This window comes from Rhizobium sp. SYY.PMSO (genome assembly GCF_046840415.1).
Taxonomy (GTDB): domain Bacteria; phylum Pseudomonadota; class Alphaproteobacteria; order Rhizobiales; family Rhizobiaceae; genus Rhizobium.
On record NZ_CP177351.1, the window covers coordinates 237,117 to 255,728 of the forward strand.

Genomic DNA, 18,612 nt, shown 5'->3' on the forward strand with positions numbered 1-18,612 from the left:
TCAGAGCATTTCCGAAACAGGTTTCATGCCCTTCTACACCTATGATAGACTGGTACAAGATACCTGTTTAGACTGGTATAAAAAGTGATAGGCTGGAGAAGGGACATGCACGGCACGCTCGATATCGTCACCAACCACCTGCTGTCGCGGGCGCAGGAGCTCGGTGAGATGCTGCGCCGGCGGCGGGAAGCGCTCGATCCCGCGCGGCTCGGCCTTGGCCGCGCCGGTCGCGTTCGTACACCGGGATTGCGTCGGGAAGAAGTGGCGGCGCGCGCCGATATCGGCATCACCTGGTACACGAAGCTCGAACAGGGCCGGTCCATCCGCGTCTCGCCGCGTGTGCTTCTCTCGGTCGCGCAAGCTCTCGAATTCAACGAGGTGGAGACGGAGCACCTGTTCAAGCTGGCCGGCCTGCCGGCCCCGCCGCGGCTCGAAAGTCCGCGGGTCTGCGAGCCGCTCACCACGGCAAGCCAGCACATTCTCGACCAGCTCTGTCCTTATCCCGCCCTTATCCAGACGAAGCGCTACAACATACGCGGCTTCAACGAATCCTATCGCCGCCTCGTCGGCGTCGATCTCCATGCAGTTCCGCTCGAGGATCGGAACTGCATCTACCTGTCCCTCGTCAATCCCGCCTGGCGCGCGAGCCAGGCCGACCCCGACGAAATGCTGGCCAATATGGCCGCTTTGTTTCGCGCCTCCATGGCGGAGCATCTCGACGATCCGGCCTGGGAGCGGCAGTTGGAGCGCTATATGAGCGCTTCGGATCAATTCCGCATCGTATGGGACCGCTACCAGCTCAAAGGCATCGAAAATGCCGTAAAGCGGTTTCGTCTGGCTGACGGCACGATCCTCGCGCTGCAATCCAACAATTGGTGGGCAAGCCCGAGCAATGACGACCGGATGATCGTCTACACGCCGATCGACGAAGCGGGTGCCGAAAGACTGAAGACCATGATGAAGCGCAAGCGCAACTGTTGAAAGACGGGGCGCCGGGCTTTATGGGCGATCAATGTCCCAAAGAATTGCCGGTCTCCGCTAACCCGTTGCCGTGCCGGCCTCTTCGCTCGATGAAGCGCTGAAGGCGGCTGGAGATCGGATGCGGCATGTCGCAACCGGCGGCATCGGCTTGTGTGGTGTAGGTGAGCGGCTCACCTCTGCCTGGTGCGAACCCGGCGGGCGGCGCGGCGCCGACGCGTTTCTTCCAGCGCGCGTTGAAAGTTCGTATCTGTCTGCGCGTGATGCGCGAGATCGTCGAGAAATTCGGTGACATCCTGAATGCTTTCGACGACCACGTATCGCAGACCGGCTCCGGCATCGACGGAATCATGGCCGATATTGACGCCGAACCCTCCCGCCACCTTGCGGAACCATGCCGACCGCCAGCTGTCGAATCCCGCAGGGTCCGCGTGGAATTCGACGAGCAGCGCCTTTTGCCGCTCGATCCGGACAAGGAAGGCCGCAACGGCATCGGTGCCCTTGGCGCTCGGCCTTTCGGCCATTTTCTCCGACCATTTCCGGATAAACCGGGAGGTGGATGGCGCGGCGGCGGCGTCTTCGTCGCAAACGGCTACGGTTGCTGCCGGCAAGTCCGGTGCCGTCGCATCCTGCTGCGATGCTGGCGAACCGATCGACGTCTCCTGCTCCTCCGCCAAATTCTGCTGCAGTTCGATGGCGAGGTTGCCCCAGATCGATTTCGGCTGTTCGAGCGGTTTGGTTCTCTTCCGGCGGGAGGATTTGAATTCGACGATGAAGGGCTTAGGCTGCTTGGGCATGGCTTCCGGACGTGATGTCGACGATGGGGCTGCGGGGCTTGCGGATGCTCAACTTGGGGATGCCCGGGTGATGTTGACGCCCGAGATCGCGATAGACTGATTGCTTCCGGTCAATACAGGGCAACGCCTACACGAAACGGCGCGGTCGAGCAATGCCAAGGTTCCATTCAAATTGAGCCGTGCAGACGGCGCCGCGCGCGGTTTGGATCGCCTTCCAAGCCGCACGATGCCGCCGTCGGTCATTCCTCCGTCGATGCATATCCTTCCGGCAACGCCGGCGGACATGACGCCCTCGTGGAGGGCACAGCCGGCCGCAAGCGGGATCGAGTTGCGAGATGGAGTTTTCCGCTCCTGTTACGCCGGTCGCTTCCGAATTGCCGAAGACATGCCTGCCTGAAATCATCCGAAGCGATGGTTCCCTGACGGCATCTGCTCCTCACCGTCCGGGTTGACGGCGGCGGTGCCCTTGTAAACGCGTGCGGGTCGGCATCGACCGCAGCAAAGGTAAACTTGACTTGAGTTCCCCGAACAATAGTATCGGGAAACAAGCAGTCGAGACAAGGAGGCCAATCTATGAATGTGGATCTCTCTCGGCGCAGCTTTCTGAAGCTGACCGGAGCAGGGATTGCGGCTACATCGCTCGGTGCGATGGGTTTTGGCGAGGCTGAAGCGGCAGAGGCCGCGCATGTGCGGCCCTTCAAGCTGACGACGACCACCGAGACGCGCAACACCTGTCCCTACTGTTCTGTCGCCTGCGGCATCATCATCTATTCCAAGGGTGACATCCGCAAGGGTGAGGCGGCCGACATCATCCATATCGAGGGTGACGTCGATCATCCGACCAATCGCGGTACTCTCTGTCCCAAGGGCGCGGCTCTGAAGGATTTCGTAAAGTCGCCCTCGCGTCTCAAATATCCGATGCAGCGCAAGCCCGGTTCGGACAAGTTCGAGCGGATTTCGTGGAACGATGCGTTTGACCGCATCGCGCGGCTGATGAAGGATGACCGCGACGCCAACCTGATCACCCACAATCAGAGCGGCATTCCGGTCAACCGCTGGACGACGGTCGGAATGCTTGCCGCGTCGGCCACCACCAACGAGACGGCCTGGGCGACCTTCAAATTCGCCAAGGGATTGGGAATAGTCGGTTTCGATAATCAGGCACGCGTCTGACACGGCCCCACGGTGTCCAGTTTGGGCCCAACATTTGGCCGTGGCGCGATGACGAACGCCTGGACCGACATCAAGAATACCGACCTCGTCGTCGTCATGGGCGGCAATGCGGCGGAAGCGCATCCCTGCGGCTTCAAATGGGTGACGGAGGCGAAGGCGCATCGCGGCGCCAAGCTGATCGTCGTCGATCCGCGCTATACCCGCACGGCATCGGTGTCGGATTACTATGCCCCCATTCGCCAGGGCACGGATATCGCCTTCCTGAACGGCGTGATGAAATACTGCATCGACAACGGCAAGGTGCAGTGGGAATACATGAAGGCGTTCACCAACGCCTCCTACATCGTCAAGGACGGCTTCGGTTATCAGGACGGCCTGTTTACCGGCTACGATCCCGAGAAGAGGGACTATGACAAGTCCAGCTGGGAATATGTTCTCGGAGAAGACGGCTTCGTCACTGCCGATCCGACGCTTGCGCATCCCCGATGCGTGTGGAACCTGCTGAAGGATCATTTGGCGCCCTATACGCCCGAAATGGTGGAGCGCATCTGCGGCACGCCGAAGGACAAGTTCCTGAAGGTCTGCGAGATGATCGCGGAATGCTCGTCGCCGACCAAGACGATGACCTCGATGTATGCGCTCGGCTGGACGCAACATTCCAGCGGCTCGCAGAATATCCGAGCCATGGCCATGCTGCAGCTGATCCTCGGCAATATCGGCGTGCGCGGCGGCGGCATGAATGCGCTTCGTGGCCATTCCAACATTCAGGGCCTGACGGATCTCGGCCTGATGTCGCATCTTTTGACCGGTTATCTCACCATGCCGACCGAAAAGGATGTGGACTTCACGACCTATATGTCGACCCGGCAGTTCAAGCCGTTGCGGCCGGGGCAGACGAGCTACTGGCAGAACTACAGGAAATTCATGGTCTCCTTCCAGAAGGCCATGTGGGGCGACAATGCGCGCGCCGACAACGACTGGGCCTTCAATTACATCTCCAAGCTCGACGTGCCGTCCTACGACGTGCTGCGCATGTTCGAGCTGATGTATGACGGCAAGGTCAACGGCTATATCTGCCAGGGCTTCAATCCGATCCTTGCCTTCCCCAACCGTGAGAAGAATACCAAGGCGCTGGCAAAGCTCAAATGGCTGGTCACCATGGACCCGCTGGAGACTGAAACGGCGCGCTTCTGGGAAAATCACGGCGATTTCAACCCGGTCGACACGGCATCAATCCAGACGGAAGTGATCCAGCTTCCGACGACGTGCTTTGCCGAAGAGGAGGGTTCGCTCACCAATTCCGGCCGCTGGCTGCAATGGCACTGGGCCGGCGGAACGCCGCCCGGCGAGGCGCAGCACGATACCTACATCATCGCGCAGATATTCCTGCGCATCAGGGAACTCTATCGGAAGGAGGGCGGTCCCTTCCCCGATCCGATCGTCAATCTGTCCTGGGATTATGCGGACCCGAACGAGCCGACGCCGGAGGAACTGGCGAAGGAAATCAACGGCCGCGCTCTGACCGATATCAAGGACCCCACGGACCCGTCGAAGGTTCTGGTCCCGGCGGGCAAGCAGGTATTGAATTTCTCGCAGCTTCAGGACGACGGCTCGACGATGTGCGGCTGCTGGATCTACTCCGGCAACTTCAACGAGCAGGGCAACAACATGGCCCGGCGCGACAACCACGATCCCGACGAAACGGGTGCCTATCTGGGCTGGACGTTCGCCTGGCCGATCAATCGCCGCACGCTTTACAATCGGGCCTCTGCGGATCTTGAAGGCAAGGCCTGGGATCCGACGCGCAAGATCATCGAATGGGATGGTGCGAAGTGGGCGGGCTATGACGTGCCGGACATCGCCCCGACGGCAAAGCCCGGCGATGTCGGACCCTTCATCATGAACCAGGAAGGAACCGCACGTCTCTTCGCGCGCGCGATGATGCGCGACGGGCCGTTCCCGGCCCATATGGAGCCGTTCGAATCGCCAGTGCCCAATGTCTTCAATCCGAAGATGCGCGGCAATCCGGTCGCCCGCATCTTCGAGACTGATATAGCGCAGCTCGGGACATCGGAGGAGTTCCCCTATGCCGGCACGTCCTACCGTCTGACGGAGCACTTCCATTTCTGGACGAAGCACAACCGGGTGAATTCCGCCCTGCAGCCGGAATTCTTCGTCGAGATATCGGAGGAGCTCGCCAGGGAAAAGAATATCGCCAACGGCAGCTGGGTCCGGGTGTGGTCGAAGCGCGGCTCGGTCAAGGCGAAGGCGCTGGTGACGAAGCGCATCAGGCCGCTCATCTGCGACGGCAAGCCCGTGCATGTCGTCGGTGTTCCGTTGCACTGGGGCTTCACAGGGTCGGCAAGGAAGGGGTTCGGTCCCAATTCGCTCGCGGTTTTCGTCGGCGATGCCAATATCGAGACGCCGGAATCCAAGGCATTCCTTTGCAATATCGAGCCGACCACGGCACCTAAAGACAAGGAAGGTCTGGCATGATGGACAGTCCGCGTACAGCCGTCAGCAATCCTCCGGTCCAGCCTATGGAAAGCAACCTGACCGAGCGGGACCTCATTCGCCGCTCGGCCAGCAGCGAACTGCCGCCGCCGGAGCGGCAGCTCACGCAGGTCGCAAAGCTCATCGACGTCTCGAAATGCATCGGCTGCAAGGCGTGTCAGTCCGCCTGCATCGAGTGGAACGACACGCATCCCGATATCGAGGAGAATGTCGGGGTCTATACGAACCCCCACGATCTCACCGAGAACATGTTCACGCTGATGCGGTTCACGGAATGGGTCAACCCGGAGACGGACAATCTCGAATGGCTGATCCGCAAGGACGGCTGCATGCATTGCGCCGATCCGGGCTGCCTGAAAGCCTGTCCGTCGCCCGGAGCGATCGTGCAGTATTCCAACGGCATCGTCGATTTCATCCACGAGAACTGCATTGGCTGCGGCTATTGCGTGAAGGGTTGCCCGTTCAACATCCCGCGGATTTCGAAGGCGGATCATCGCGCCTACAAATGCACGCTCTGTTCCGACCGTGTCGCCGTGGGGCAGGGACCCGCCTGCGCCAAGGCCTGCCCGACACAGGCCATCGTCTTCGGCACCAAGGACGACATGAAAAAGCATGCGGACGAGCGGATCGCCGACCTGAAGTCGCGCGGTTATGCCAATGCCGGGCTCTACGATCCTCCGGGCGTCGGCGGCACACATGTCATGTATGTGCTGCATCACAACGACAAGCCGCATATCTATGCCGGATTGCCCGACGATCCGAAGATCTCCGGCATCGTGCAGGCATGGAAGGGCGTGACGAAATATGCGGGCCTTGCCGCTATGGGTCTTGCCGCCGCCGGAGTCATCCTGCACGGCATCTTCGGCAAGCCCAGCCGCGTTCATCCGGAGGACGAGGAAAACGCCGAGAAGTTCGTTGAGAGTGCGCAAAGCAGCAGGGAGGACACTTGATGCCGAAGTCGAGCGACGTCCAGTCCGGAGATGCGATCCGCCGCGGCCCGCCGGTGACGGTGGTTCGTTACAGCCCGCTCAAGAGGGTCAACCACTGGATTACGGCGGGGTGCCTGATCCTGCTCCTGCTGTCGGGCCTCGCCATGTTCCATCCGTCGCTCTTCTTTCTGACCGGCCTCTTCGGCGGCGGCCAGAATACAAGGATGCTGCATCCCTGGATCGGCGTGGTGCTCTTTGTAAGCTTCTTCATCTTTTTCGCGCAGATCTGGCGTGCCAACCTGCCCAATCGCGTCGATGTGCAATGGGTCGCCCGGATCAACGAGGTGGTCGCCGGCCACGAGGAAAAGCTGCCTGAAATAGGCAAGTACAATGCCGGGCAGAAGTTCATTTTCTGGGGCATGGCATTCTTCATCGTCGTGCTGATTGCGACCGGGATCGTCATATGGGACCAGTATTTCGGAGAATCGTCCCCGATCGAACTGCGGCGCATCGCCATTCTCATCCATTCGATCTCGGCGGTCCTGATCATCCTGCTCTTCATTCTGCACGTCTATGCCGCGATCTGGACTCGCGGGACTCTCCGCGCCATGACGAAGGGCACGGTGACGGGCGGCTGGGCCTGGCGTCACCATCGCAAGTGGCTCCGGGAATTGGCTGGACGCGGAAGAATTGATCCTGCAGAATAGTCTAAAATGACCTGTGGCCGGTCGGCCCAGCGAGGTGAAATGTCGATATCTTCGATCCAGCCCGATCCTTCAGCGGTCGGTGGTATCAGCAAAGCGCCATTTGCCTTGATGCCGAATCCGCAGCGCCTTTTCGGCGAGCGTGCAGCACGTTTCGAGGCGCTGGCGGAAGGCAGTCATCTCGGTCCCTATCTCAGCTTCCTGTCCGGACTGGCTCGGATACAGAACGAGCTGGCGAGTGCCTTGCCGCCTGTGGAACCGATCGCAGCCGACCATGCCGAACGGTCGCGCGCCAATGCGATGCCACCGATCGATCGCTCCGCATTGGCCTCGTCCGGCGATTGTCTTGCGACGCTTCGAGCGCTTCTTGCCCGCGCGGAGAGCTTGGAAAAGCCGGCCGTGGCGGCCGAAGCGCTTGCACAAGTCGTCGCGGCGGATGACGAGACGCTTGCCTGGATGATCGGCAATATCGCCGCCGACACGCTCCCGCTCGAAAGCCTCGCCCATCATCTCTACGTCGCCGCCGCCGTGCAGGTTCATGCGGCCCGATTGGCCGCCAGCCTCGACGGCGGCCGGCTCGTACCGATAGGGACCGGCGTGTGTCCCGCCTGCGGCGACCGGCCGGTCGCATCCGTCGTCGTCGGTTTTCAGGGGGCGGAAGGCGCCCGGTATGCCTGCTGTTCCACCTGTGCGACGATGTGGAACGAGGTTCGCGTCAAATGCCTTGCCTGCGGCTCCACCAAGGGCATCGGCTACCGGGCGGTAGAGACAGGCGGGGAGGAGGCAACGATCAAGGCCGAGATCTGCGATGCCTGCACCGGCTGGGTCAAGATCCTCTATCAAAACAGGAATCCCTCGATCGTGGTTGCGGCGGACGATGTCGCCAGCCTCGGGCTCGACCTGTTGATGAAGGAGACAGAATACAAACGAGCGGGCTTCAATCCGTTCCTGGCAGGTTATTGATCCGATGTCGGAAACCGTCGATCTCAGTGCCTTGCCGTCGGTCGACCGAGTATTGAAATCGGCGGCGATTTCGCCGCTGCTTGCGCGCTACGGCCGGTCGGTCGTTACAGATGAATTGCGCAAGACCCTCGACGAGATCCGGCAGTCGGCGCGCGAACAGGGGACAGTGCCGGGGGAGGACGCCGTATTCGCCTCGCTGACGAGCCGGCTCGAATATCGGGATCGCTCCAACCTCCGGCCGCTTTTCAATCTCACCGGTACGGTGCTTCATACCAATCTCGGACGGGCGCTGCTCGCGGAAGAAGCGGTCTCAGCGGCAATCGACGCCATGCGGGAGGCGGCGGCGCTGGAGTTCGACCTGGACACCGGCAAGCGCGGCGAGCGCGATAGCCACCTGCGCGAACTGTTGCGCGAGCTGACCGGCGCGGAAGATGCCACCATCGTCAACAACAATGCTGCCGCCGTGCTGATCGCGCTCAGCACCGTCGGCGGCGGACGTCAGGCGATCGTCTCGCGCGGCGAGCTGATCGAAATCGGCGGCGCCTTCCGGATGCCGGACATCATGGAAAAGGCCGGGGTCGAACTCGTCGAAGTGGGCACGACCAACCGCACTCACGCCCAGGACTATATCAAGGCAGTTCGTCCCGAAACGGCGCTCATTCTGAAGGTGCACACGTCGAATTACCGGATCGAAGGCTTTACGGCGGAGGTATCGGGCGCGAAGCTTGCAGCGATCGCGCGCCAGGCGGGTATAGCACTGCTCAACGACCTGGGTTCGGGGACGCTGGTCGACCTGTCGCGCTACGGCCTCGCCAGGGAGCCGACCGTGCGCGAGGCGGTTGCCGAGGGGGCCGATCTCGTTACCTTTTCCGGCGATAAGCTGCTGGGCGGCCCGCAGGCCGGCTTCATCGTCGGCCGCAAGGAGCTGATTGCCGAGATCAATCGCAATCCGTTGAAGCGGGCGCTTCGTATCGACAAAATCCGTATCGCGGCAATGGTCGCCACGTTGAAGCTCTACCGCGATCCGGACCGGCTGGCCTCTCGACTGCCGACGCTTCGCATGCTCTCGCGTCCCGAGCCGGACATACGCATGCAGGCGGAGCGGCTTGCGCCGCAGATCGCCAAGCTTCTCGCACCGAAAGGATACGCGGTCGAGCCGTGCCGCTGCTCCAGCCAGATTGGCTCCGGCGCGCTTCCTGTCGATACGATCGCGAGCGCCGGGCTGAGGATCACCGCATCGAGCGGCAGTGCGCTCGAAAGGCTTGCCGCCTGTTTCCGATCGCTTTCGCGGCCGATCCTCGGGCGGCTTCAGGACGGCGCGCTCGTTCTCGATCTACGCTGTCTTCAGGACGAGGCCCAGTTCATGAGGAGCCTGTCGGAAGGATTCGGCAATGCGTTGGCTTGAGCGTATCGCCGCACGCAAGCGGGAACCGTCGCCGGCCGATCCGATGGCCGTGGCGTTGGCAGCCGCCAATGCCGGCGACTATGAAACCGCGCTGTCGATATGGGAACCGCTGGCACGAAACGGCGTGGCACGAGCCCAGAACAATATCGGGGCCTGTTTTGCCGAAGGTCTCGGCGTGCCGATCGATCGCCAGCTCGCGCTTCGGTGGCTGCGGTTGGCCGCCGAGGCAGGCGATCCCGTCGGCGAGCGAAACTATGCCGCATTCCACCTGCAGGGGCTGACAGGCGCCGATGCCGATTACGGCACCGCTGCCGAATATTACCGGCGTGCCGCGCTGCAGGGCGACGCGCCGGCCCAGGATATGCTGAGCTGGCTGCTGCTCGAAGGCGAGGTCATCCCGCCTAATCCGGAGGAGGCACGGCGCTGGGCTGAAAGGGCCGCGGCGGCCGGCATCGCATCGTCCATGACGCGTCTCGGCATGCTCTACCACAATGCGCTCGGCGTCGAGCGCAACGCGGAAAAGGCGGCCTGCTGGTGGCGCAAGGGCGCGGAACGCGGCGATGCCGACGCGCAGGCGATGCTCGGCGCGGCGTCCCATATGGGAGCCGGTACGGCGCGCGACGGCGTGGCGGCACTGGCCTGGCTGATCCGCGCGGCAAATGGCGGCAGCGCGCTGGCCGCATCCTTTATAGGGCAGGTGCGCGACAGCCTGTCGCCGGCCGAGATCGAGGAGGCGGAGCGCCGCGCCGGCAAGCCCCTGCCGGAGGAGACGCCATGATCGTCGGGACGGCGGGACATATCGATCACGGCAAGACGACGCTCGTCAAGGCATTGACCGGTGTCGATACGGACCGATTGAAGGAGGAAAAGGCGCGGGGCATTACCATCGACCTCGGCTTTGCCTATTGCCGCTTCACGCCGGAAGCCGTCACCGGCTTCATCGACGTTCCCGGCCACGAGCGCTTCATCCATACCATGCTCGCCGGTGCCGGCGGCATCGACTACGCCTTGCTGGTCGTTGCCGCGGACGACGGAATCAAGCCGCAAACGCTTGAGCATCTGGCCATTCTCGATCTGCTCGGCATCGGCCGCGGCCTGGTGGCGATCACCAAGATCGATCTTGTCGAGCCGGCGCGGCTTGCAAGCCTCATTGCTGACATCGCCGAGCTGTTGGCCTCAACCGCGCTGGCAGGCAGCGAGATTCTTCCCGTTTCCGCGATCACGGGGGAGGGAATTCCTGCATTGAAGCAGCGGCTGGCCGAGGCTGAGCGCGAGACGGCCGCCACCTCGGCGCAAGGGCGGTTCCGGCTTGCCATCGATCGCTGTTTCACGCTTTCCGGCGCGGGCACGGTTGTAACCGGCACCATACTTTCCGGGGCGGTCGCGATAGGCGATCACGTCGCCATATCGCCGCCCGGCCTGTCCGCGCGGGTGCGTACCATCCATGTGCAGAACCAGCAGGCCGAAATCGGCTTTGCCGGACAGCGCTGCGCGCTGAACCTGGCGGGCGAGAGCATATCGAAGGAAGCGATCGCACGCGGCGATATGGCGGTCGATCCGCTTCTCGACGCGCCGACCGAGCGCATCGACGCCAGGCTCCAAATATTGGCAAGCGAACCGAAACCGATCGGCGATTGGTTCCCGGCGCGTTTCCACCATGGCAGTGCTGAAACAGGCGTGCGTATCGTTCCCCTTCAGGGGCCTGTCGCGCCCGGTGAAACAGGCTTGGTGCAGCTTGTACTGGACCGGCCGATCGCAGCGGCGGTCGGCGATCGCTTCATCCTGCGCGATGTCTCGGCCCGCCGTACGATCGGCGGCGGCCAGCTCCTTGATTTGCGCGCGCCGGCACGCAAGCGGCGGTCGGCCGAACGCTTGCAATATCTTGGCGCCGCGGCTCTCGCGGACCCTGCGGATGCCCTGTCGGCCATGCTTGAGGTTTTTCCCTTTGTGGTCGATCTCGACGCCTTCGCCCGCGACAAAGCCCTGTCCGAGTCTCTCCTGCAGGTGGCCGTCGGGCTTGCGGCCGCCAAAATTATCGTCACGCCAACGGCCCGTCATGCACTTTCCGACAAGCGATGGTCCGAGTTTTGCGCGGATGCGCAGCATGTTCTTGCCGCTTTCCATGCGGAAAACCCCGATTTGCAGGGGATTGGCCGCGAGCGCTTGCGGCTGCAGCTCGTTCCAAGGCTGTCGCCCGCTGCCTTCCTTGTGGCGCTGAAGGCCGAACAGGCCGCCGGCCGGCTGGTCCTTGAAGGTTCGTTCGTCCGCCTGCCGGGGCATGAGGTCCGCCTCAGCGAGAGCGAAGAGGCGCTTTTTGCGCGGCTGCTGCCGCATCTTGAAGGAGAAGAGCGGTTCCGGCCGCCGCGGGTGCGCGATTTCGCGGAGATGCTGGGATTTCCGGAGGGCGAAATCCGGCGCGTGCTGAAGCTCTGCGCGCGACTGGGCCGTGTCGACCAGATCCGGCACGATCATTTCTTCACGCGCCGGACGACGGCCGAGATGATGGACATCATCAAGGATATTTCGGCACACGCGGCAGATGGGGAATTCGCGGCCGGTCTCTTTCGCGATCGTGTCAACAACGGTAGAAAAGTTGCGATCGAAATCCTGGAGTTTTTCGATCGGCATGGCGTGACGATCCGGCGGGGCGATGTTCGTCGCGTCAATCCGCACAGGCTCGACCTGTTCGGAGAGCCTGCCGCCGGGGAAAATGATGGAAGAGAGTCGTCCCCGGTGGGGCGTCCGGACTTCAAATCCGGGTGGGGCAGCGAGGCTGTCTTGGGTGGGTTCGACTCCCATTCTCTTCCGCCACCATCCGGAGGTGATCCGTGATCGCGTCGGCAAACGAGACCGATTTCGACGACTGGATTCTCTCGGCTTTTGCCGAAACCGGGCCGTTTACGATGCTTTTCGTACTGTTGCGCGTCGAGTGTATTCGCATCGATCTTCTTCGCTCGGCCTATCTTCACGTCGTCGGCGATGAATTGCGCTGGCCTGACATGGTGCATCTTTTCGGTGGGGCCGGCGTCGACTGGTCGGGCGTGGTTTTCTTTCGCGCCGGCCGCGAGGGACTGGTGGACGATCCGCAGGCCAAGGCCAGGCTTTCCGCCCTGGTCCGCAAGCTTCACGAAGATCGATTGCTGATCCGGGATGGCGAATTCTTCAATTCCGCTGGCTTGAGGCTGGCGGTCGAGGAAATCAAGCCGCACTGATCGGACGATGCGAAGGATGCGATTTTGAAATCCCTTTCCCGGTGGCTCCTTGAGCAGTACCCGGATCAGGCGAGGACCTCTATGCTTGGCGCCCCCGCCTTTGCGTGCCCGATCATCCCGGCCAAGGGATAGCCGGCGCCGCGTATCCGTTCCACGATGTCCTGCGCCTTGTCCGGTGCGCACGCGATCAGCAGCCCGCCGGATGTCTGCGGGTCGGCAAGAAGCTGGCGCTTCCACTCCGGCAGCCCCTCCGGCACGGCGACATCCTGTCCATAGCTTGCCCAGTTGCGGCCGGATGCGCCGGTAACGAAGCCTTGCCCGGCAAGTGCTTCGGCCTTCGACAGAAATGGCATGCGCGACAGCTCCAGCGTCAGCGAGACGCCGGAGGCTCTGGCCATTTCGAGCCCATGGCCGAGAATGCCGAAGCCGGTCACGTCGGTCAGCGCATGAATGTCCGGGTCTGCTCCAAGCTCGGAACCGATGCGGTTGAGCAGCGTCATGGAGCCGATCATTTCCTCGTAGCAGTCGGCAGGCAGCGCGCCCTTCTTGATGGCGGCCGAATAGATGCCGACACCAAGACCTTTCGTCAGGATCAGCGCGTCGCCGGGCTTGGCGCCGTCATTGCGCCGGATCCGATCCGGCCTGCTAAGGCCGATGACCGCGAGACCGTAGATAGGCTCGACGGAATCGATGGAATGGCCGCCGGCGACAGGGATGCCCGCTTCGGCGCAGACCGACGCGCCGCCTTCCAGCACTCTGGCGATGGTTTCCGGCGCGAGCCTGTTGATCGGCATGCCGAGAATCGCCAGCGCCAGAATCGGCTTGCCGCCCATGGCATAGATATCGGAGATCGCATTCGTTGCGGCGATGCGGCCGAAGTCAAAGGGATCGTCGACCATCGGCATGAAGAAGTCGGTCGTCGCAATCAGGCAGGTGTTCTCGTCGATCTGCCAGACAGCGGCATCGTCGGCCATTTCGTTGCCGACGAGAAGCTGTGCGAAGGGGCGCGCGGCGGGTTGGGCGGAGAGCAATTGCTGTAAGACAGCCGGCGAGAGCTTGCAGCCGCAACCGCCGCCGTGCGCGAGTTCCGTCAGTCGAGGGGCAAGGGAATCCATTGATCCTCCTATCAGGATAGCGGGCCGGCGCCGGCAAAGGCGATATTCCGGCCAAGCATGAACTTTGCCCGAAAACTCGCCGGATGGCTATTCCTAAACCGTCGGCGGCCGAAACTGCGGCTTTTGCCTCCCTCGTGATGAATGTGCCGGCGACAATCGCCAATGCCCGCAAGGCAATCGGGGTTGCAACAACGGGTGGCCGGTTGCTTGTGGGGCAATCAAATGCCGCGGCGGTATTTTCAGAAAGATCGGCGAGATCGATCCCCGGCTCGATGCCGATCAAGCCGCTTTCTCATTCACCCCGCACACCCGCGCCGGAGCGCGATCTTCTTAGGCTGGACATACGATGCGAAGGGTTCCTCTCCTGCCGACATGGTCGTGGATCGAAGTGCGCCGATGTGGTTCGACTGCGCCGGCAGCTTGAAACGGGCCACCATCTGCCGCAGCTTCTCGGCCTCCTGGGCGAGCGTCATGCTCGATGCCGTGGCTTCTTCCACCATCGCCGCGTTCTGTTGCGTCACCTGATCCATCTGATTGACGGCGGAGTTGACTTCGGTCAGGCCGGTCGACTGCTCGTTCGCAGAGACCGCTATTGCCTGCATGTGTTCGTTGACCGAGGTGATATTGTCCTGGATCGTCTTGAGCGCGTCGCCCGTCTCGTGGACCAGTTTCACGCCATGTCTGACCTCTTCCGAAGAGTTTCGGATCAGCTCCTTGATTTCCTTCGCGGCCTTTGCCGAACGCTGGGCGAGCTCGCGCACTTCCTGGGCGACGACGGCAAATCCCTTGCCCGCGTCGCCGGCGCGCGCAGCCTCGACCCCGGCATTCAGCGCCAGCAGGTTCGTCTGAAAGGCGATCTCGTCGATCACGCCGATGATGCTGGCGATGCGGTCGGAGGATTGCTCGATGCGCGCCATTGCGCCGACGGCGTCGGCAACGATCTGGCCGGAGCGGGTCGCGCTGACATTTGCCGTCTCGGCCGCCTGGCGAGCCTCGTTGGCCCGCTTCGAGGCGTTACCGACATTGGCGGTGATTTCATCCAGGGCGGCGGCCGTTTCCTCCAGCGCCGCAGCCTGTTGCTCCGTGCGCCGCGACAGGTTGCCGGCGCCGTCGCTGATCTCGCGCGCGCCGTCATCGATCAGTCCGGTCGAGCGGGAAACGGAGGCGAGCGTCTGGCCGAGCTGCTGCATGGCCGAGTTCATATTCTCCCGCAAGGCTTCGAAGTCCTTGGCAAAAGACCGATCGAGGGAAAAGCTCAGGTCGCCCAGCGCGAGTTTCGACAGGGCGTCGCCGACCGTCCGAACCGCGAATACACGCTCGCTGACATCGGTCGCAAACTTGACGACCTTTACGACCTTCCCGGAATCGTTCGTGATCGGATTGTAGGATGCATTCAGATAGATGGCCCTGCCGCCTTTGCCGAAACGCACGATGTCGCCGATATGCGGCTTGTTGGCGCGAAGATCGGACCACAGTTGCTCGAACTGGCGATCTCCCGTCTCGCCCTCTTCGAGAAACATTCGGTGATTGCGTCCCTTGATTTCGGCAAGGGTGTAGCCGACGGCGGCAAGAAAGTTATCGTTGGCGCTGACGATCTCGCCGGCCGGCGTGAACTCGATCACCGCCTGCACGCGATTGATTGCCAGCAGCTGGTTGCGATAGTCGGTATTCTGGATTCTCGCCCTCGCGTCGGCCCACTCCACGACGAAGCCGATGATGCCCTCTCCTCGCTTGAGCGGCGTCACGATCAGATCGAAGACGCGATGCCCGATGGCTATCGTCGCCCTGTGTTGAGACCTCAGGGTCGCGAGCATGCCGCGCTGATGCGCCGGATTCCTATGGAAGATATCGATATTGGCGCCGACGAGGGTCGCCATGTCGAAGCGCGGCAGTTCTTTCTTCAGATCGCTTTCGGCCTCCTGCAGCAATTCCCGCGTTGCCGGATTGATATAGACGATATTGAGCTTGGCGTCGGCGATCATGATATTGGCGCTCATGGCGTCGAGCGCACCGGTTTTCATCGTTCCGGCAGCACCATGGATTCCTAACATGGTCGTGACATCCTTCCGGCAATTTCAACTACTGATTTATTCGAGGCGGGAACTAATTGTTAAATTTAGCATTATCAATTTTAATAAACCATAATAATTAACAAAAACTTTAGCATTCGGAATTACTTCCTCTTTACTTCCAAAAATTACAGAAATACGCACCGTGCCCAGAATATACGATTGAATATGTAGATTTTTTCGGGAAATACAGGCGCTTTGCGCCCCCATGACGTTCGAATGCATACTCATGAGGGTTGGATAGCTCCCCTTTCCAACGCGGAGGCAGGAGGCGGCTTTATGCCCGTAGTGCATCGGAACACCCTTGGGCAAAACCGGCGTATTCGCACGGAAAACGAGAAATGCCTGCTGGACAAATAAGTTCGTCGACCTAACTTTGCCGTGTCGGAACACGCATAGATCGCATTGCCCGCCGCTCCATGCCGACAGGGCAGCCGGGGAATTCCATTTTCATATTTTGTCAGCGAACTGAAAAAAACGGCAGATCAAACATGGGATTAGCACCACTCACACGGCCTATCGGCCAGTCATCGCGAACGGATTTGGATCGCTTTCATCTGATCCCGCTCTCAAGTTGCCCGATCCTGGGTGGTGATACGGCATCGGGACAGCCGTCCGGCGTGGTCTTTTCGGGTCGCTCCTTCGAAGCCGCGAGCGACAATACTCTGTCGTGCTGTGGCCGGTACAATATCAGGAACAGTCTGCATCAGGGCATTGCCGGAATTGCGGACGACGGATATCTCATCTTCGCCGTCAACAGCTGGGTAAGCGGCCGTCGCTGTACGGTCATGGGAGCGTTCGATCCAGTGGGCAAGCCCGTCGCCCCCACCAAGCCTCAGCAGGATCTGCTCGGAAAATACTTTCCATCGACCGAACGTCCCATCGTGCTCGATACCAAGGCCAAAAGCGACATCGGTTTCAAGACGAACGGGCTCAATCCGAATGTCGGCGTCTATGTCGGCAACAAGACGATCATTTTCGACGTCCATGCACGATTGGCGGATGGCAAGCGTTCGCTGGAAGGCGGCGCCACGGTGACGACGGACTTCGACGGCAAGGTTCAGGATCAGGCGTACACGCTGGCCGCCAAGGACGACAAGGCGTCGTTGAGCGCCGGTTACGAGCGCAAAGGCACGCAGACGATCGAGTCCCTGGAGGCATCATGGGACAAATGGTCTCTGGCGGGCAAACGCTCCAGGAATGGAGCGAGCAGGGATCGCCAGCTCGATCTCTCCTATCGTCCCACGGACAAAATAACGATCAAGGCTTCCTGGCGGCCGGATGTGAAGCCGCCTTCCACGCCGCCGCGTATAACGTCCTACTCGATCAACAATCCGCCGGCTGTTCCCAACTACAGCAACTACATGATCACGCTCGAAATCAAACTGCCGTGAGGCATGCCGCCGGCAGCGCTCATGTCAGGTGTGACTGAGCAGGCCTTCGACGAGGCATCGCAAAGCGCGGCTGCAACGGCCGCCGTTTCCGGCGGCCAGCCGAAGCATTCAGCGCGCCGGCCCCTGTTGGGCAAGCCTCCGGGCCGTGATCCGCGGGTGGAAATTCATACGCGAAGCGATGCTTTGCCCGAACGGCTCTCTATCTCTTCAGCCCAGCTGCTCCTTTGCCAGGTGGTAGAAGTACATGGCGCCGCGCTCGAGGATGTCGTCGTTGAAGTCGTAGGTCGTGGTGTGCAGGCCGGCACTGTCGCCGTTGCCGATCAGGACATAGGCGCCGGGAACCCGTTCGAGCAGGAACGAGAAATCCTCGCTTCCCATCAGGGGAAGATCGAGGTCGACCAATGCGTCCTCGCCGAAGCGCTGGGCGATCACGGATCTTGCAGCCTCGACGGCCTGCCCGTCATTGATGGTCGCGGGATAACCGACTTGCCAGTCGAATGAGATGTCGGCGCCATAGCTCCTGGCCTGGAGCGTCGCGATCTGTTCCACGCGCTCGCGGATTTCCTCGCGCACCTTCGGATTCATCGCCCGCATGCTGATTTCCAGAACGGCGGCGTCGGGAATGATGTTGGAGGCCGAACCGGACAGGAAGGCGCCCACGGTCACGACCGCGGGCTGGTGGGGGGAAATGTTTCGCGAGACCAGCGTCTGCAGCGCCATGACGATGCTGGAGCCGACGACCACCGGATCGACGGTCAATTCCGGCTGCGCGCCATGGCCGCCCTTGCCCTTGACCGTGACTGTCACCACGTCGATCGAAGCCGCGATCGGTCCGGCGCGGGTTGCAAAGGTGCCGGCGGGAATGCCGGGCCAGTTATGCAGGGCGAAAACCTGGTCGCAGGCGAAGCGCTCGAACAAGCCGTCCTCGATCATCAGCTTGCCGCCGCCGAAATTCTCTTCGGCCGGCTGGAAGATGAAATGCACCGTGCCGGAGAAGCTCTTGTCACGCGACAGCGCCCAGGCTGCGCCGAGGAGCATGCTGGTGTGGCCGTCATGGCCGCAGGCATGCATGGCGCCCGGATGCCGGCTGGCATAGGGAAGATTGGTTTCCTCCTGCATCGGCAGGGCATCGAAATCGGCGCGGAAGCCGATGGCGCGATTGCCGTTGCCGGCACGAAGGGTCGCGACGATGCCGGTCCTGGCGAGGCCGCGGGTGATCTCGAAGCCCCATTTTTCAAGCTGCCCGGCAATGAAATCCGAGGTCTTGAATTCGGAAAGGCCGATTTCCGGCATCTGATGCAGCTGATGCCGGATTTCTACGAGTTCGGGGAGAAAGCCCTGGAAATCGATGTCGTTCAT

Annotated in this window: 13 protein-coding genes, 1 tRNA gene and 1 pseudogene; 11 read left to right on the forward strand and 4 right to left on the reverse strand. The window is 61.7% G+C overall.

What is annotated here, in order from left to right; translation table 11 throughout:
• The first annotated feature begins 105 nt into the window (after positions 1 to 105).
• Positions 106 to 981, forward strand: coding sequence for a helix-turn-helix transcriptional regulator (locus ACJJVH_RS27865; protein ID WP_113383373.1), 876 nt, complete (start codon positions 106 to 108; stop codon positions 979 to 981).
• A gap of 170 nt (positions 982 to 1,151) precedes the next feature.
• Here ACJJVH_RS27865 and ACJJVH_RS27870 read toward each other — a convergent pair whose 3' ends face one another.
• Positions 1,152 to 1,775, reverse strand: coding sequence for a hypothetical protein (locus tag ACJJVH_RS27870; RefSeq protein WP_113358575.1), 624 nt, complete (start codon positions 1,773 to 1,775; stop codon positions 1,152 to 1,154).
• Between the two features lie 573 nt (positions 1,776 to 2,348).
• Here ACJJVH_RS27870 and fdnG point away from each other — a divergent pair.
• The 9 genes and pseudogenes from fdnG to ACJJVH_RS27915 all read left to right on the forward strand — a co-directional run bounded on the left by fdnG (position 2,349) and on the right by ACJJVH_RS27915 (position 12,675).
• Positions 2,349 to 5,444: a formate dehydrogenase-N subunit alpha gene (gene fdnG, locus ACJJVH_RS27875; protein ID WP_412066717.1), complete on the forward strand. Its 3,096-nt coding sequence runs from the start codon at positions 2,349 to 2,351 to the stop codon at positions 5,442 to 5,444.
• The gene (gene fdxH, locus ACJJVH_RS27880) at positions 5,441 to 6,412 is read left to right on the forward strand and encodes a formate dehydrogenase subunit beta (protein ID WP_112795107.1); all 972 of its coding nucleotides are present in this window, start codon (positions 5,441 to 5,443) and stop codon (positions 6,410 to 6,412) included. Before fdnG ends, fdxH begins: the two co-directional genes overlap by 4 nt.
• Positions 6,412 to 7,098, forward strand: a complete 687-nt coding sequence (locus ACJJVH_RS27885) for a formate dehydrogenase subunit gamma (RefSeq protein ID WP_412066718.1) — start codon at positions 6,412 to 6,414, stop codon at positions 7,096 to 7,098. The genes fdxH and ACJJVH_RS27885 overlap by 1 nt, the downstream gene beginning before the upstream one ends.
• A 39-nt stretch (positions 7,099 to 7,137) precedes the next feature.
• Positions 7,138 to 8,058 (forward strand): formate dehydrogenase accessory protein FdhE, encoded by a 921-nt coding sequence (gene fdhE, locus ACJJVH_RS27890; protein ID WP_412066719.1) that lies wholly within the window; start codon positions 7,138 to 7,140, stop codon positions 8,056 to 8,058.
• Positions 8,059 to 8,062: 4 nt separating this feature from the next.
• Positions 8,063 to 9,463: an L-seryl-tRNA(Sec) selenium transferase gene (gene selA, locus ACJJVH_RS27895; RefSeq protein WP_412066720.1), complete on the forward strand. Its 1,401-nt coding sequence runs from the start codon at positions 8,063 to 8,065 to the stop codon at positions 9,461 to 9,463.
• Entirely contained in the window at positions 9,450 to 10,241 is a 792-nt protein-coding gene (locus tag ACJJVH_RS27900; RefSeq protein WP_112795110.1) for a tetratricopeptide repeat protein, read from the forward strand. Before selA ends, ACJJVH_RS27900 begins: the two co-directional genes overlap by 14 nt.
• Positions 10,238 to 12,217, forward strand: a pseudogene (selB, locus tag ACJJVH_RS27905) (selenocysteine-specific translation elongation factor); the annotation flags it as partial. The gene ACJJVH_RS27900 and the pseudogene selB, both read left to right, overlap by 4 nt.
• A tRNA-Sec gene (locus tag ACJJVH_RS27910) sits at positions 12,179 to 12,274 on the forward strand. The pseudogene selB and the gene ACJJVH_RS27910, both read left to right, overlap by 39 nt.
• Before the next feature lie 20 nt (positions 12,275 to 12,294).
• Positions 12,295 to 12,675 carry a hypothetical protein gene (locus tag ACJJVH_RS27915; RefSeq protein WP_412066937.1) on the forward strand — a complete coding sequence of 127 codons (381 nt, stop codon included), beginning with the start codon at positions 12,295 to 12,297 and terminating at the stop codon, positions 12,673 to 12,675.
• Between the two features lie 65 nt (positions 12,676 to 12,740).
• Here ACJJVH_RS27915 and selD read toward each other — a convergent pair whose 3' ends face one another.
• Together selD and ACJJVH_RS27925 are read right to left on the reverse strand one after the other, a co-directional pair.
• Positions 12,741 to 13,790, reverse strand: coding sequence for a selenide, water dikinase SelD (selD, locus tag ACJJVH_RS27920; protein ID WP_412066721.1), 1,050 nt, complete (start codon positions 13,788 to 13,790; stop codon positions 12,741 to 12,743).
• 296 nt (positions 13,791 to 14,086) lie between these two features.
• Positions 14,087 to 15,841 (reverse strand): methyl-accepting chemotaxis protein, encoded by a 1,755-nt coding sequence (locus tag ACJJVH_RS27925; RefSeq protein WP_412066722.1) that lies wholly within the window; start codon positions 15,839 to 15,841, stop codon positions 14,087 to 14,089.
• A gap of 560 nt (positions 15,842 to 16,401) precedes the next feature.
• Between ACJJVH_RS27925 and ACJJVH_RS27930 the strand changes: the two genes are divergently transcribed.
• Positions 16,402 to 17,253, forward strand: coding sequence for a hypothetical protein (locus ACJJVH_RS27930; protein ID WP_112795115.1), 852 nt, complete (start codon positions 16,402 to 16,404; stop codon positions 17,251 to 17,253).
• A gap of 207 nt (positions 17,254 to 17,460) precedes the next feature.
• Here the strand turns inward: ACJJVH_RS27930 and ACJJVH_RS27935 are convergent, their stop codons facing one another.
• A complete protein-coding gene (locus tag ACJJVH_RS27935) occupies positions 17,461 to 18,612 on the reverse strand; it encodes a M20 aminoacylase family protein (RefSeq protein ID WP_112795116.1) in 1,152 nt (383 codons plus the stop codon).

Coding starts and splice junctions, on each gene's coding strand:
- ACJJVH_RS27865 (WP_113383373.1), top strand. CDS start 106: ATGCACGGCACGCTCGATATCGTCACCAACCACCTGCTGTCGCGGGCG.
- ACJJVH_RS27870 (WP_113358575.1), bottom strand. CDS start 1,775: ATGCCCAAGCAGCCTAAGCCCTTCATCGTCGAATTCAAATCCTCCCGC.
- fdxH (WP_112795107.1), top strand. CDS start 5,441: ATGATGGACAGTCCGCGTACAGCCGTCAGCAATCCTCCGGTCCAGCCT.
- ACJJVH_RS27885 (WP_412066718.1), top strand. CDS start 6,412: ATGCCGAAGTCGAGCGACGTCCAGTCCGGAGATGCGATCCGCCGCGGC.
- fdhE (WP_412066719.1), top strand. CDS start 7,138: ATGTCGATATCTTCGATCCAGCCCGATCCTTCAGCGGTCGGTGGTATC.
- selA (WP_412066720.1), top strand. CDS start 8,063: ATGTCGGAAACCGTCGATCTCAGTGCCTTGCCGTCGGTCGACCGAGTA.
- ACJJVH_RS27900 (WP_112795110.1), top strand. CDS start 9,450: ATGCGTTGGCTTGAGCGTATCGCCGCACGCAAGCGGGAACCGTCGCCG.
- selD (WP_412066721.1), bottom strand. CDS start 13,790: ATGGATTCCCTTGCCCCTCGACTGACGGAACTCGCGCACGGCGGCGGT.
- ACJJVH_RS27925 (WP_412066722.1), bottom strand. CDS start 15,841: ATGTTAGGAATCCATGGTGCTGCCGGAACGATGAAAACCGGTGCGCTC.
- ACJJVH_RS27935 (WP_112795116.1), bottom strand. CDS start 18,612: ATGAACGACATCGATTTCCAGGGCTTTCTCCCCGAACTCGTAGAAATC.